The following is a 14,412-nucleotide window of genomic DNA, read 5'->3' on the forward strand; positions in this document are numbered from 1 at the left end:
ACGAGGAGCGCGTACGGCAAGAGCATATGGGTGGGGCTGACCGTCACCCGGGTACGCCGCTACCGCTGGTGCCCGGACCCGATCCCGATCCCGGTCCAGGGGTCTCGGGCTCCGGGCGGAGGACCCGCGGTGCGAAGTGAAGGGCCAGGACGAGCGCCGGTACCAACATGGCCACCGGCAGGAGACTCCACCATCCAAACCCCATGGTGAACAGGGCGACGGCGATGACGCCGAACACGAGCGACGCGACGACGGTGATGCCCAGGTTCGACAGGTTCCGCTCGCGGGGCCGGGCCAGCTCGGCCTCGACATTACGGCGTGCCTCGTCGAGGGCGGCACGGTGCGTGTACTCGTGCTCCACCAGCAGCCCCCAGTCCTCGGCACTGACGCCCTCCATGGACTCGGGCATGTGAGGTTCGCCGGATCGTCTGCGCGGCCGACGCCGACGGTTCCACCGTGCCATCGAAAGCCTCCTTTACCTCAATGCGTAGGAAGCCGCGAGGATGTTGGCCAGTGACTCCATGAGCGTGACATGCGGATCGATGAAGTCCGAGAAGCTGGGTGCGTCGACGGAGAGTATGCCTATCTCCTCGGTCCCGTGGATGACTGGGACGGCGATCACCGCTTCGTATCCCGTGCCGACCGGGATCAGATAGGAGTGCTTCTCCTGGTCGCCGTCGATTCTGAAGGTCTTGCCGCCTCCGCCGAGGATTGCGTTCTTCATGTGCGCCGCGCCGACCGGGTCGATGACTGCCCTGGGCGTTCGGTACCCGGGGAAGGTGTCCTCCAGAGTGAAGCCGCCCGTGGCGGCGTCGTACAGGTAGAAGCTGCACCGGGCCCGCGGGATGAAGCCCGGCCCAACCGGCGGAGCGGTGAGGGAGACCGCTCCGGCCAGGACGCGATCGAGGACTTCCTTACGCTTCTGCTGGAGGTCGGAGACCGTCTGCGCGGGCACGGAGGACGGCAGCGGGGCCGCGGTCGCGTAGAGCGCAGTCAGCGCCTTGACCGTGTCACTCAGGGGACGCAGGGTCGTCGAGTACAGCTTCGTCATGTCCGCCTCCGCCCGGATGGCGCGATCCTCGGCCCGCTTCTTGCCCTTCTCCACCAGGCGCTTCTCGAAGTGGGTGATCAGGACGACGCCGAAGGCAGAGACGCCGGCTATGAGAGCCCAGAGTCTCTTGTCAGCCCCTTGGGTCCCATCCGCCCACACGGAGACGACGGCAACGGCCACACCGAGGACCGCAGAGAAGAGGAGGAACAGGTAGTGAATGCCCCGTTCGGCCAACCATCGTTTCATCCGTACGTGCAACTCCGCGCTCGTCTAGTGTCTCGTGATTCTGTTCATGTCAGTTCGAGTTGTTATTGACGAGTTTCTTCACGTTGGTCGCGACGAGTCGGACCTTCGCGAGGACCTCGCCGGAGGTCGCGGTCCAGGTGAACGGTTTCGCTGTCGTGTTCCAGGAGTTGATGTAGTCGCGGATCTGTTTGATCAGGACGTTGACGCTGGAGAACGTGCCGCGGCGGATGGATTGCCGGGTGAGGATTCCGAACCAGATCTCGATCTGGTTCAGCCACGAAGAACCGACGGGAGTGAAATGGAAGTGGACTTGCCGGTTCTTGACCAGCCACTCCTTGACCTCGGGTGTGGTGTGCGTCGAGAGGTTGTCCAGGACGACATGGATGTCCTTCCCGGCGTACGGTTTCACCGCCTTCTTCAAGAAGGCCAGGAAATCCTTGCCGTTCCGGGTCGGCCTGCACTCGCCGAGCACTTCACCGGTGGTCACGTTCAGGGCGGCGAACAGGTTCGTGGTGCCGTGCCGGACGTAGTCGGCGGTGCGCTGCTCGCTCGCCGCGAAGGCGACCGGCAGCACCGGCTGGGTCCGGTCCAGAGCCTGGATCTGCGTCTTCTCGTCGATCGAGAGGACCACCGCGCCACCCGGCGGAGCCAGATACAGGCCGATCACATCGGCCACTTTCTCCGCGAACGCGGGGTCTTTGGAAATCTTGAAGGTACCCAACCGGTGCGGCTTCAGGCTCTCCTCCCGCCAGACGCGCGCAATGTAGTGCCAGGACACGGTGATGTTCTCGGCCCGCTCCAGATACTTCGCCAACTCCCGCGTGGACCAGTGCGAAAGCCCCGTACGGTCCGGCGGCGTCATGCGCGTCAGCGCAATCACCCGGGCCCGCACCCGCGCCGGCACCTGCTCCCGCGCGCCACCAGGACGCTCACCTTCCAGCCCGGCCAGGCCCTGCTCGGCATAGCGGATCTTCCAGCGGTCCACGGTCGGCAGCGACACCCCGAGCAGCTCGGCAATGTCCTTGCGCCGACGCCCCTCACTCGACCACAGCACGATCCGGCCCCGCGTTGCCATGTCCGCAGGAACATCCCGACTGTTCACCAACTCCCGCAACTCGGCGGCCTGTTCCACGGAGAGCTCCACACCAGAAGACCCTGCCATACAAGATCAAGTAACGCTGACGGAATCACGAGACACTAGGGCATGCGTCCGTAGAATTCCATACTTCACGACAGACCGCCCGGAGTTGACGGTCTCAGTGACTCAGTGACTCAGTGACGTTGACGTCAGTGGCTTAGTGATGCAAACGTGCACCGCCGGATCAGCGCCTGAGGGGCGGTGTGCATCGGCTCGGGCCGACGATGCTGCCACAGCCGGTAGAAGCGGCCGTCGGCGTCGTTGAAGCCCAGGCGCTGGTCGCCGTGCCCGGACGCTGTCTGCGGATCAAGGACAACGTCATCGTCCTCCCACGCGATGCGCTGGCCGGACGAGATCCGCTCGCCGCAGGAGCTGACGCCGAAACCGGCCGACGTGGACGACGGCGAGATCGACGCCGCGATCCAGCTCATGGAGAGGCCGAGGGAAAGAAGCCCCCAAGGCCGAAGGCGAGCAGGAGCCCGGCGGGGGACTGGTCGTCGACCTGATGGCCGCGCTGAACGCGTCGGTGGAAGCCGCCCGGGAAGCACGCGGCGAAGGCGAGCACGCCACCGTGCACGAGATGCCGAAGAAGACATCCGGGAGGAAGACGACCGCGGCCACCAAGAGCACGGCCAAGAAAACAAGCGCCAAGAAGACGTCCGCACACCACGGCCGAGGCCGGCACGGTCACGCGATGGTTCTGTCACTCCCCAAGTCACCCGTACCGCCCAGCGGCACCGAACGCGGGCGCCACCGCCGTGACGCCGCTCCCGCTCCTGACGCGCGGGCACTGGCGGGAAAGTGGGGGCGGCACGGATCACCGTGGCGGTGAGCCGGGCATGCGAAGACGCGCGTACAGCCGGGCCCTCACGCCCGCCTCACCCGGCACCCGCCTCACCCGGCACCCGCCTCACCCGGCACCCGCCGCACCGGGCCCGCCCCGGAGGTCTCCCACCACTGGTCCAGCTCGGCCATCGCCGCGACGGCGGTATCGCTTCATCCGCAGCAGTGATATCCAGGACCACCAGACCCGGCTCGGACACATGCAGCTCATCAATGCGCTCCATACCCGGCCACGACGCCTCGGCAAGCGCCAGCGGTTCGCCGCCACACACAGATCACCCACACGAGCGGCGCCCGGCCGCCACGTCATCACCGCGCAGGAGTGGAGAGGACGAGCCGGCACCGACGGGACCGCCTACCGCCAGGCCCACCAGCGGGCCCTCGCGTGGCGAGCAGGGGCAGGGTGGCGAGGGTCACGGTCACAGACGCCGGAGGTCTGGACGTCGACCACATGGTTCCGCCCGCCGAGGTCCACGACTCCAAGTAGGCGGAGTTGGGATGGACGCATCATTCCGCGATTCCACTGACGGCTCTGTGCAGTCTGGGAACGGGGGTGTCGCTCGTCCAGGTGATCGTGGCTGAGCTGCGGAAACTGGTCGAGACGGCCAGCCGAGCTCAGTTCACGAGCGGCGACTACGCACTCAAGGTCGAGCCGATGCGCGAGCACGGAGGTGCGTCGCCGACGGACGAGTTGTTCACGGTCAAGGCCTCGCTGTTCCGTCCGTCCGAGGACATCGGGATGTCGTGCTCGTCGGTGAAGCAGGCCCGGTGGACCGCCTCGAAGTGGCCGAAGGACCGCCGGGTGTCGGGGGTGTCCTTCACCGCCCACAACATCCTCGCGTCCCTCGCCGACGACGAGGAACGGTGGGCCACGATCCTGACCCCGCCGCCGGACAAGTCCCGATGGACTCCGGACGAGGCGAGACGCCGGACGGGCCGTCAGGTCGCCAAGCCCGTCACTCCGCAGGAGAAGGTCAGCGCGATTCACACCCTCGCCCAGGACGAGAAGGTCTCTGAACCGTTTCGGCCGGAGCCGGCGCTGGCCGAGGGCCGATACGAGGCCGCCCTCAAAGGCGAATGCAAGATCTGGCGAACGCCCGCCGCCGGGCGTGGGCTGCACCGGCAGCCGGTGCCCGGGAGCTGAGTGTTGCCGGCTCCGCGTGGGAACGGCGCCGAGCGCACGCGGGCCCGCGCGCAACACTGCCCCGGCTCGGCTGGGTTTCCTTCCCCCTTCGACGCTAGATCAGCCCCCCGCACCCGCTACGCCTCCGCGCGGACGTCCAGCCCTGGCGGCGGAGGCTTTCGAAGCCGTCCAGGAGGAGGTCCAGGGCGAATTCGAACTCGAACTGGTCGTCGCAGCCGCCACCGACCGTGGAACCCCCGTCGTGTGCGGCCGTTGCGGCCAGTTCCGCGATGTGCGGGTAGCGCGCCGCCAGCCCGGGGTCCGGCGGGCCGGAGGGGCCCGAGGTGTCGAACAGTTCCTGGCTGAAGCCGAGCAGGCGGCTGCCCATCGCGTGCATGACGTGGTGCGTGAGGTCGGCGGAGAGGCCGCCGTCCCGGAAGCTGCCGGCCATCGAGTCCAGGTACGCCAGCACGGCCGGGGTGGGGCCGGTCCGCGACTCGATGACCCGGGCCGCCCAGGGGTGGCGCAGCAGGACCCGCCGGGCCGAGAGGATCCGCCCGCGGACCACGCGCTGCCAGTCGGGGCCCGCGGTCGGCGGGTCGATCTCGCCGACGACGGCGTCGGCCATGCCGTCGAGCAGCTCCTCCTTGTTGGCCACGTGCTTGTAGAGGGCCATCGGTACGACATCCAGCTCCTGCGCGAGCCTGCGCATGCTGAGCGCGTCGATGCCGGTGGCATCGGCGAGCGCGACGGCGGCGCGCAGGACGCGGTCCCTGTTCAGGGGGATCCGTTGCGTGTGCGTGGCTTCCTGCCGGGTCATTCCGGTTCGGCCCCTTCCCTCCTCGACAGCGCCCTCTCCTTGACGAGTGTACGTCGTACACCTATGATCGCTGCCAGGTGTACGGCGTACACCACCATCGAGCGAGGGGTACCGAGAAGATGAGTCCGGACCGGAGAACCGCGGTGGCCGCCGGGTCGCTGTTCCTGCTGACCGAGGCCGCCGCGATAGCCGGGGCGGTTCTGTACCGCCCCCTGCTGGGCGCGGCGGACGGCCGGCTCGCGCAGGGCGCTGACACACGGGCGCTGCTCGGGGTGCTCTGCGAGGTGGTGCTGGTGGTGGCGGTGGCCGGTACCGGGGCGGCGCTGTTCCCCGTCCTGCGGCGCCACGGCGAGGGGCTCGCGCTCGGGTACGCCTTCGGGCGGCTGCTGGAGGCGGCCGTCATCGCCCTCGGGATCGTCGCCGTCCTGGCGCTCGTCACCCTGCGGCGGGACGCGGGGGCGGCGGACGGCGCCGACGTCGCGCTGGCGGCCGTGCACGACTGGACGTTCCTGCTCGGGCCCAACATCGCCCTCGGCCTGAACACCGTCCTGCTTGCGTACCTGGCGTACCGCGCACGGCTCGTGCCGCGCTTCATCGCCGTGCTCGGGCTGGTCGGCGGGCCGCTGATCTGCGCCTCGGCCGTCGCCGTGATGTTCGGGGCCTACGCGCAGCTCTCCGTGGCGGGGGCGGCCGCCGCGCTCCCGGTGTTCGCCTGGGAGCTGGGGCTGGCCGGGTGGCTGATCGTCAGGGGGTTCGGGCCCGGCTCAGGCGCCGCGTCCCGGGCAGACGGAGAAGTGGCTGACCCGGCCGGTGTCCGTCGGTGAGGCCGACCCGAGCTTGACGGCGGTGCAGTCCGCTACGAAGCGACCGTGCTGATCGCAGCCATCAACGAATGGCTGTGACCAGCACTTTCGCAACAGACCCTAACTTGATCTTTAACGTCCGGCGTCGAATGGTGCGTCGAACTTGATCACTCGGTTCGGTAACCGGCGTACACGGAGGCGGCCTTCGTCTGAACATGTGCTCCGACCAAGGAACACACACGTCCAGCACGAAGGCCGTGAGGATGAGTCTGCTGCATCGCGATGCCCGGCGAGAGCCGTTGGCGGAACTGTCATGCTTCCGGCCCTGTCTCACATTCGGTGGTGACGAAGGGTGAGATCATCCGAGGAGGATGCGGTGGCGGAGGAGGGTGAAGCCTGCCCGGCCGTGCATCTGCCGCGCGATCAGTTTGGTCTTGGTGTTGACGCCCTCGGTGGGTCCGTTGCTGTACGGGAGTGTGAACGCGGCGATCACAGCGTCGCGGTCTCGTTCCAGACCTCGGGTGAAGGCGTGCAGATGCGGCAGATCGGCTGTGCGGACCTGGGTGATCCAGAGTTCGAGCGCGTCGGCATTTCCTGGGTGAGGCTTCAGGAGCTGGGCGAAGGTCCGGATACAGGCGGACAGTTGAGTCGTTTCGGGGCAGGCGGCCGTGAGCCGGGCCAGGAGGTGTCGGTGCTCGGCCTTGAGGTTGTCGGGCCTGGTGAGCAGCATTCGGGCGAATCTGCGCGGCGAGATGTGGCTGCGGTCGGCGTCCGCGCGGCCTTGGTTGATGTACTTGTGCAGAAGGTTGAGACAGCCCGTGAACCCGAGGGCTTTGATCTCTTCGAAGAGGTGCAGGACGGGGACGGCGGGGTCCTCAGCCCGGCGTTTGCGCAGGTGCTCGCGGTAGGGATCGACGAGACTGGCACGGTACTTGGGGACGCGGAGCATCCGTTCGGGCTGGTCGGCGCGGGCGTAGCGTTTGACGGTGTTCAGGGCCAGTTGCAGTCGGCGGGCGCATTCGAGCAGGCCCACGCCCGCCTCGAGCAGGTCGTGGACCTGGTGCCAGCGTTCCAGGGTCGTCTGTGCACGCGGCCCCGCATACAGGGGCGCGTCCGGCACGGTAGCCCAGCAGCTGCTGTGGGCCTTGACCTCGCTCAGGGCGGCTTCGCACAGGTTGTGCCACAGGTGCCAGCGATCACCAACTTGCACCGCGTCGGGCAGGGCGCGGCGGATAGCCTCGGCGTAGGTCGCGGAGCCGTCACGGCACACGACCTCGATGCCCGGATGCTCACGCAGCCAGGCTTCCAGGGTGTCGGCCGTGCGGTCGGGCAGCACGTCGATCCGTTCATGGGTCTCGGCGTCGATCACCACGGTGGCATAGCGGTGCCGCCGGCGCAGGGCGAAGTCGTCGACCCCGATCACGCGGGGCGCCCGCCCGGTGGGCAACGGGATGCGCAACAGGGCGCGCAGGGCAGTGTGACGCGACAGTCCCATGGCAAGTATCGCCAGCAGCCGTGCCCCCGCCCGGCCTGCTAACTCCTTGACCACAGCCTTGATTTGCCTGGTCAGACGGGTCGTGCGTCGCTGGTAACGCTCCAGCACCCCGGGCACCTGCTCGCGGAAGGTCTGCCGGCAGCCGCGCGTGGGACATACCAAGCGTCGCACCCGCACCCGCACCACCACCCGCCGTCCGTCGACCGGCACGTCGGCCACCGTCCGCAGGTGAGATCCGTGCACCCGCCCCGACGACGCGCCGCACACCGGACAGACCGCGGTGCCCTGCGGAGTCCGTGCCCGCACCAGAATCCGCTCGCCCTCGTCGGTCACCTCCTCGATGACCAGCGGCGACAGCCCCGAAAACACCACATCCACAAGCTCGTTGACATTCCGCACGTCATGTCAACGACAAGCCAGCACGCTCTGTCACCACCGAATGTGAGACAGGGCCATGCTTCCGGGGCGAGTTCTACTCCTGTCTCACCGCTCGTTCGGACGCGTTGTTCGAGCTGGCTGACGCGGTTCTGTGCGGTGACGGGCCGGTGAGGTCTCTGGCCGAGCTGTCGCTGGTGGGCGAGCATCGCCGCGGTCATGGCGGGCTCTACGCGGCTGTGGCTCATGGACGGGTCGATACCGGCCGGCTGCGGCGGGCACTGGCTGCAGTGCCATTGCCGCGGGCCGACGACGGCCGACTGGTCCTGGCCGTCGACGTCACCTGCTGGCTGCGGCCCGACGCACACACCTCACCGCAGCGGATCCTGTGTCACACCTACGGACGGGGCAAAGACCAGCACATCCCTGTCCCCGGCTGGCCGTACTCGATCATCTGCGCGCTCGAGCCAGGCCGCAGCTCGTGGACCGCACCCTTGGACGCGCTCCGCCTGGCGCCTGGCGACGATGCTGCCACCGTCACCTCCCGACAGCTTCGCGATCTCCTTGAGCGACTGATCACCGCGGAACAGTGGCAGACCGGGGACCCGGACATCCTCATCATCGCGGACGCCGGATACGACGCACCACGCCTCGCGTTCCTGCTCAGGGACCTGCCGGTCCAGGTGCTGGCCCGGATGCGCTCGGACCGCGTCCTGCGCAGGGCTGTCCCGCCCGGCAGCCGCACACGCAGGGCCGCCCTCCCCGGCATGGACGTGAGTTCGTGTTCGGGCAGCCCGAGACCTGGGGCACCCCGGACACCGAAACCGTCACTGACACCCGCCTTTACGGCACTGCCATCGCCCGCTCCTGGGACCGGCTCCATCCCAAGCTGACCCACCGCTCCTCGTGGGCCGCGGCGGACGGCACCCTCCCGATCGTGGAGGGGACGGTGATCCGCCTGGACATCGACCACCTGCCCAGCGGAGCAACCCCGAGGCCGGTCTGGCTGTGGTGGTCAGGCACCGACGCCACCCCAACAGATGCCGATCGCCTCTGGCAGGCATACCTGCGGCGCTTCGACATTGAGCACACCTTCCGCCTGTTCAAACAGACTCTCGGCTGGACCTGCCCGAAGATCCGCACTCCAGAGGCGGCGGACCGCTGGACCTGGCTGATCCTCGCTGCCTACACCCAACTGCGTCTCGCCCGTCCGCTTGCCGCCGACCTGCGTCGCCCCTGGGAGAAGCCGAGTTCCCCGGACAGACTCACCCCCGCCCGTGTCCGCCGCGACTTCCGGCACATCCGCCCGAAGACCGAGAGGCTGTCGCACGGCTCCTGCCCGGTGAAGGTCAAGAGTGCTTCTTGGGCGTGTGGTTGATGAGCTTGTTGAGGTTGTGCACCGTGCCGAGGAGCTTGATCTCGGCGTCCACCGCCTGGCGGCCGCGGTAGTTGAGGTGCCGTCCGAAGCGTTGGAAGATCTGGGCGAATCCCGGCTCGACCAGGGCACTGCGTTGACGGTACTGGGCCCGTCCTGTTGGGGTGGCGAGGCGGGCCGCCATGTCCTGCTGGCCGGCAGGGGCCTGCTGACGTTTCGCGGGAAAGCCTGCCTGGTCGGCATCGCTGGTGACCGAGACCAGTAGCGGGAGGTCGGCGAGGGCCTCGAAGGACGCGGCGGAAGCGTACCCGCTGTCGGCGAGCCAGAGTTGGATGTCGCCGGGGAGCCGTGCGGCCTGGTGATTGTGCTGGGTCTTCTTCACCATCGGAACGAGGGCCGTCCTGTCCGAGGGATTGTCGTGCGCTTCGATGGCCAGCAAGAATTGACGGCGGGCGCACACGATCTGGATGTTGTATCCCTGCAGGTAGCCGCCGCGTTTGCCGGGAATCAGCCGGGAGTCGGGATCGCTCAGGCAGGAACGGGACTCCGGGGAGGGGGCCGGTCGGGGTGTGCGGGCCCGCTCCAGCCAGGCCCGCATCTTCACCAGTCGCGTTCGCTGGCGAACGAGGACGGTCTTGTGCTCCATCGGGACCGGCGGCCGTCCGTTCGCTCCACGACGTCCTGCCGCCCGGTCCTCTCGGACGCGGAGCTCGTACTTCTTCAGCTTCTCCTGGTGAGCCTCGGTCTCGGCGGCCAGGCGCTTCTCCGCGCGGGCCACCATCCGCTCGGCGGCTTCGACCTTGATCCGGATCTCGGTGGGTGAAGGCATAGCCCGTTCATGCAGTCTGTCCCTGGCCAAGTGGGCCCGGGTGAGCCGGTCGCACAGCCGGGACAGGCGAGGCCAGTTGTCGCACGCGTCCTCGCCATCTCCCTGTGCTGCCGAGTCATCGGCCTCGACGCTCAGCGCGTGGTCGACTACATCCTCCATCAACGCGTGGATCTCTTTCTCGTACTGGGAGATGGTCTCCTCCAGGCGCTGGAGCCGCTGGTTGGCGTCGCGTGAGGCGTTCGCCTCCATCGGTGAGCCGTCCACGGCCACCGCCGAAAGATCGACCAGGCCACGTCGGCCGCACAGCGACAACACCTGCACGAACAGTGAGTTCAAGGCGGCACGGTGGCGTCGTACGAACCGCGCGACGGTGGAGTGGTCCACTCGGCGGTTCGCGGTGATGATTCGGCAGCCCACGTCGTCCCAGCAAGCCTGCTCGATGCGACGGGAGGAACGCACTCCCTTGCTGTAGCAGTACAGGAGCAGCGCAATCAGGCTCGCGGGAGGGTAGGCCACCCCGCCCCGCCCGTCGTCACGGTAGCTGTTCTCGAACGCCGACAGGTCAAGTAGCTCGACGACGTCGAGCACCTTCCAGCACAGGTGCTCGGGCGGCAGCCACTCCCGGACATCCCGCGGCATCTCAAGATCACGTTCACGGTCGCACGACCAGAAGTTCCGCCCCACCAGCCAAGATTCCGACGCCTCCTGGATCCTCGGAACCGAACAACGAATCGCTCTTGACCTTCACCGGGCAGGAGCCGTGCGACAGCCTCCCGACTGCCCAGCCAGAGCACCGAAACCAACCCGAGCCGGCCCCGGACGACCACCAGGCCGCAAGAACACTCGCCCCACCCCACGCCACGACGTGCACACACCACGCAAGACGCAGCCAGCGAAAGGGTCAACGAAGAAGTCAACTACCCCACGGCCCCACCGCACAGGTTAAAGATCAAGCTAACGGACGTCAGGTCACCTATCCTCGACGGCGAGCGACTTCTGCAAGCGGGCGCGAGCTCGGAAGAGATGGACGTGGACGGTGCTTGCAGCAACACCGAGAAGATCGCCAATCTCGTCTGCGTGATGGCCAGTTGCCGTGAGTAGGAGAACTGATCGCTGCCGGGCCGGCATTCTGGCGACAGCCGACTTGATCAACTCCATCAGGTTGATGGAGTCGTAGTCTTCCTCCGCTTCCGGAGCAAGTCCCTCAAGCATCTCGCGATCAACGGAGGCCTCATAGGTCCGACTGCGCAGCACGTCAACGGCAAGACTGCGGGCCACCTTCGTGACGTAGGCACGGGGTGCGATCGGGGGCTGCAGAAACGAATCCACCAGCCTCATCCCCCTCACCGTGGCAGAGATCCGAAGGCTCCTGGCAACTCTCCTCCCCACCCCAGGACCACCCCGCGACGCCTGCGCCCACGCGCTGATGTGGTCCCACTGGCGCAGACGCCACCAAGCCACCGCCAAACGCAGCCACTACCGAAGAAGAACCAGCCCAGGACACGAAATCCCGCTGGAGTACCAAGTCCGGATTAGAGACGGTGGTCCTGGAGAGGGACCGGGCGCCGAGTTGATCACTCCCGCGCAGCCAGGCGCTTCTGCAGACGGGCGTGGCGGAACTGGTAGACGGGCCCGGTGGCACGGAGGAGGTTGCGGCGGCGCGCGTCTTCGAGGAAGCCCATCAGACGTACCGGGGTGCCTTCCTCTGTCGAGAGCTGTACGGCGGTGAGGGCGGTGGCGACGGCGAGGTTGCCGACCGGTCCGGTCATGACGCCGACCACCAGCGCCGTCGAGACCCCACTCACCAAACCGGTCCCGAGCCCGACCCACCAGGCGAGGAGAGGCGCTGTGAGCAGTGCCGCCGCGAGTCCGGTGAGCAGGCCGAGGACCAGACGCAGTCCGATGTGGTGCCGCCAGGCCTCGCGCGGACCGATCGAGCGGGTGTCCGCCACGGGAGGGCGGCTGTAGAACTCCCGCACATCGTCGTACCAGGAGCCCGCCCCGGCGGACAGGAACGGTGTCCCGGCCACGATCCGGTACCCGCGGCCCGTCACCAGCGCCCCAGTGAACCCCAGCGGCAGTGTGGTGAGGTAGCAGAGCCAGGCGGGTGGCGTGTTGTTGCCCGGGAGCAGTGGACTGGTCAGGGTCGCCAAGGTGCCCGTCGCTAGCCATTCCACCACCCCCGACACCACCGCTCCGCGAGTGAAGATGTCCCGCCAACCTGCGCTCTCCAGCGTGTCCCGCCATCCCGCGCTTTCCAGCCGCTGCGGATCGCTGAGCTCCGTGAAGCGGTCGCCGGCCGCCCACCCTCCAACGAGTGCGGAGGGGATGCCGATCAGCCAGGTGTACACGGAGTGCGTCAGCATCCAGACCAGGACGATGCTGGGCACCCCGCATACCACTGTGACCGCCGCCCATACGGCGAGCGCCCGCGGACGGGGGTGCGTCCAGCCGGGGATGTGCCACCACGGCAGGTCGTAGCTGTTGTCCTGGCTGAGCCGCCGGGCGATGTACCGCAGGGTCCGCTCGGCGGTCTCGGGGGACCACCGGGGGCGGTCTCCCGGCCGTGGGGTGTAGGCGGCGACGACGGCGCAGTCGAGCAGGTGGTCCTCGATCGCCTCGCGGGTGGCGAACCGGCTGTCGTCGAGCAGTTCGTCGACCGGGCCGCCGTCGGCGTAGACGTCGCGCACCAAGGTGACTGCCAGCGGACTGGCCAGTGCCTTGGCCACCGCGCTCTCGGGTTCGTGCAGAAGGCGCTCGGTGAGTGCTCGCCACGCGGGTGGTGGCTGCTCGCGAAACTTGTCGAGCAGATACTCGGCTGCGTCGGACGGGACGAGGGGCAGGATCTCCAGAGCCACCGCACCGCCCAAGCCCGCCCACTTCGCCGTCAGCACGGCCTCCTTGGCCCGGGAGATCAGGATCAGCCGGAACGGCGCCTGCTCCAGCGCGCTCACCATGGCATTCCGCAGCTTGCCGCCGACCTCGTCCAGACCGTCCAGGAACAGCGCGATTCGGCCCGACTTGAGCAGTCGCCGGGCCCGCTCGCGCCCGCCCCGACCCTGGAACAGGGTGTATTGGCGGGAGAGCCAGCCCGCCGCCCACTCCGTCGGGCTCTCCCGGGCCGGATCCCAGCCGTCTAAGGTCAGCAGTACCGGAACCGGAATGCGTGCCTTGTCCTGCGGGGCGGCATCAGCGCGGTGCCGCAGCGCGTCGAGGAGCAACAGCGCCGCGGCAGCCGACTTGCCCGCCGCGGGCGACCCCACGAGGAATATCCGGCCCGAGGCCAGCCCGCCGTACACCGCGTGCAGCTCGTCGAGGCCGCCGCCCCGGCGCAGCTGCTCGCGGGTGACCGCCGCCAGGCCCGGCAGCGGGGCGAACCGGGCCCTTCTCCCTTCGGCGGTCGCACCGGCGACCCGGTCCGTGACCTTCCGGTTGGTCACCCGCCAGCGCACCGGCAGCGGAGCGGGCACCAATAGCCGTCGCCACTGCGCCTCCTCGTCCCACTGGGCGCCCACCACCCTGGCCAGCTCGTTGGCCGAGGCCTCGAGCGGTGAGGGGGGAACGGCATAATGGTTCACGTTCAGGGTGCTGTGTGCACCGGTCTGGAAGGCGACGGGCCCGTGGAAGGAGTTGCCGGTCACCTCACCGGGTCCGTGACCGCTCACCCCGCCGTCCCGAAGTGGTTGTCCTGACGGCTGTGGCTGCCGGTCTGGAAGGCCACGGGCCCGTGGAAGGTATTGCCCGAGACGGCCACTCCGGCGACACCGTCGCCGAACTCCTCCTTCAGGGACCGCAGTTCGGCCATGGACCGCTCCCGGTCCGCCTCTTCCAGGCTCTCCAGCAGTGAAGAGAACTCGCCCTGCCACAACCGAGCGTGCCTATCGCGCACTTGCTCCCGCTCATCCTCGTCCGCGGCGTCCAGAACGGCGGCGGTACGGTCCAGCCGGTCCAGCGCCTCGTCCTCGCGGCCCGGATCACCCCGGCCTACCAGCCGGGCGCACCGCGTCCGGAACCAAGCCCAAAGATCCGAGCCGGCGGCCTCCACCACCGCTGTTCCTCCTGCCGCAGCAGCCGCCACCATCGCCTCGGTGAGCATCGCCCATCCCCCCAAGTCCGTACGAATCAGGATCGGGACCCTAGCGCGACGCGCACTCGAACCAGACGGTTTTGCCGATTCCGGTCACAGCGACCACGCTGCACGTGTCGACCACCGCGTCCAGGAGCGCGAGACCGCGACTGTGCGATCTCTCGGTTTGGTGTCGGTAGTGGTCGGGGGGCGTGGTTGCTGGGTTTTTCTGCTGGTCAGGTGGGCTT

The 14,412-nt window shown here is 68.3% G+C and carries 14 protein-coding genes and 2 pseudogenes; 5 read left to right on the plus strand and 11 right to left on the minus strand.

From position 1 onward, the window contains the following. Window positions 1-43: 43 nt before the first annotated feature. From OG883_RS17015 to OG883_RS17030, 4 genes are all read right to left on the minus strand, one after another. Window positions 44-409, minus strand: coding sequence for a hypothetical protein (locus OG883_RS17015; protein WP_266540979.1), 366 nt, complete (start codon window positions 407-409; stop codon window positions 44-46). A 66-nt stretch (window positions 410-475) separates the two neighbouring features. Continuing rightward, window positions 476-1,297, minus strand: coding sequence for a GAF domain-containing protein (locus OG883_RS17020; protein ID WP_266540982.1), 822 nt, complete (start codon window positions 1,295-1,297; stop codon window positions 476-478). Window positions 1,298-1,346: 49 nt separating this feature from the next. Then, window positions 1,347-2,459 carry an IS630 family transposase gene (locus tag OG883_RS17025; RefSeq protein ID WP_266540984.1) on the minus strand — a complete coding sequence of 371 codons (1,113 nt, stop codon included), beginning with the start codon at window positions 2,457-2,459 and terminating at the stop codon, window positions 1,347-1,349. A gap of 125 nt (window positions 2,460-2,584) precedes the next feature. Beyond that, window positions 2,585-2,866, minus strand: coding sequence for a hypothetical protein (locus tag OG883_RS17030; protein WP_266540987.1), 282 nt, complete (start codon window positions 2,864-2,866; stop codon window positions 2,585-2,587). A 74-nt stretch (window positions 2,867-2,940) separates the two neighbouring features. Here OG883_RS17030 and OG883_RS17035 point away from each other — a divergent pair, with 74 nt between their 5' ends. After that, complete coding sequence (locus tag OG883_RS17035) at window positions 2,941-3,267, plus strand: hypothetical protein (protein WP_266540989.1); 327 nt, start codon at window positions 2,941-2,943, stop codon at window positions 3,265-3,267. A 62-nt stretch (window positions 3,268-3,329) separates the two neighbouring features. On the opposite strand, the gene OG883_RS46785 is transcribed toward OG883_RS17035, so the two are convergent. Next, the gene (locus OG883_RS46785; protein WP_323180927.1) at window positions 3,330-3,410 is read right to left on the minus strand and encodes a hypothetical protein; all 81 of its coding nucleotides are present in this window, start codon (window positions 3,408-3,410) and stop codon (window positions 3,330-3,332) included. Window positions 3,411-3,831: 421 nt separating this feature from the next. Between OG883_RS46785 and OG883_RS17040 the strand changes: the two genes are divergently transcribed. Further along, on the plus strand, window positions 3,832-4,422 hold the full coding sequence (locus tag OG883_RS17040; RefSeq protein WP_266540992.1) for a DUF6192 family protein: 591 nt from the start codon (window positions 3,832-3,834) through the stop codon (window positions 4,420-4,422). A 94-nt stretch (window positions 4,423-4,516) separates the two neighbouring features. Here the strand turns inward: OG883_RS17040 and OG883_RS17045 are convergent, their stop codons facing one another. Further along, entirely contained in the window at window positions 4,517-5,221 is a 705-nt protein-coding gene (locus OG883_RS17045; RefSeq protein WP_266540995.1) for a TetR/AcrR family transcriptional regulator C-terminal domain-containing protein, read from the minus strand. Window positions 5,222-5,340: 119 nt separating this feature from the next. On the opposite strand from OG883_RS17045, the gene OG883_RS17050 reads away from it, so the two are divergent. After that, window positions 5,341-6,045 (plus strand): DUF4386 domain-containing protein, encoded by a 705-nt coding sequence (locus tag OG883_RS17050; RefSeq protein WP_266540998.1) that lies wholly within the window; start codon window positions 5,341-5,343, stop codon window positions 6,043-6,045. A gap of 337 nt (window positions 6,046-6,382) precedes the next feature. Here OG883_RS17050 and OG883_RS17055 read toward each other — a convergent pair whose 3' ends face one another. Beyond that, on the minus strand, window positions 6,383-7,888 hold the full coding sequence (locus tag OG883_RS17055; protein WP_266541646.1) for an ISL3 family transposase: 1,506 nt from the start codon (window positions 7,886-7,888) through the stop codon (window positions 6,383-6,385). Window positions 7,889-7,977: 89 nt separating this feature from the next. Here OG883_RS17055 and OG883_RS17060 point away from each other — a divergent pair. Continuing rightward, window positions 7,978-9,206 (plus strand): annotated as a pseudogene (locus OG883_RS17060) (NF041680 family putative transposase); the annotation flags it as partial. 37 nt (window positions 9,207-9,243) lie between these two features. Here OG883_RS17060 and OG883_RS17065 read toward each other — a convergent pair. After that, complete coding sequence (locus OG883_RS17065; RefSeq protein ID WP_266541001.1) at window positions 9,244-10,737, minus strand: transposase; 1,494 nt, start codon at window positions 10,735-10,737, stop codon at window positions 9,244-9,246. A gap of 139 nt (window positions 10,738-10,876) precedes the next feature. On the opposite strand from OG883_RS17065, the pseudogene OG883_RS46790 reads away from it, so the two are divergent. Then, window positions 10,877-11,044 (plus strand): annotated as a pseudogene (locus OG883_RS46790) (transposase); the annotation flags it as partial. Window positions 11,045-11,067: 23 nt separating this feature from the next. On the opposite strand, the gene OG883_RS17070 reads toward OG883_RS46790, so the two are convergent. The 3 genes from OG883_RS17070 to OG883_RS17080 form a co-directional block, all read right to left on the minus strand. Beyond that, window positions 11,068-11,436: an RNA polymerase sigma factor gene (locus OG883_RS17070; RefSeq protein ID WP_266541004.1), complete on the minus strand. Its 369-nt coding sequence runs from the start codon at window positions 11,434-11,436 to the stop codon at window positions 11,068-11,070. A gap of 236 nt (window positions 11,437-11,672) precedes the next feature. Beyond that, a complete protein-coding gene (locus OG883_RS17075; RefSeq protein WP_266541007.1) occupies window positions 11,673-13,763 on the minus strand; it encodes a hypothetical protein in 2,091 nt (696 codons plus the stop codon). Beyond that, window positions 13,760-14,194 carry a hypothetical protein gene (locus tag OG883_RS17080; RefSeq protein ID WP_266541010.1) on the minus strand — a complete coding sequence of 145 codons (435 nt, stop codon included), beginning with the start codon at window positions 14,192-14,194 and terminating at the stop codon, window positions 13,760-13,762. The genes OG883_RS17075 and OG883_RS17080 overlap by 4 nt, the downstream gene beginning before the upstream one ends. Window positions 14,195-14,412: the final 218 nt, after the last annotated feature.

Origin of the sequence: Streptomyces sp. NBC_01142 (assembly GCF_026341125.1) — a bacterium.
Taxonomy (GTDB): domain Bacteria; phylum Actinomycetota; class Actinomycetes; order Streptomycetales; family Streptomycetaceae; genus Streptomyces.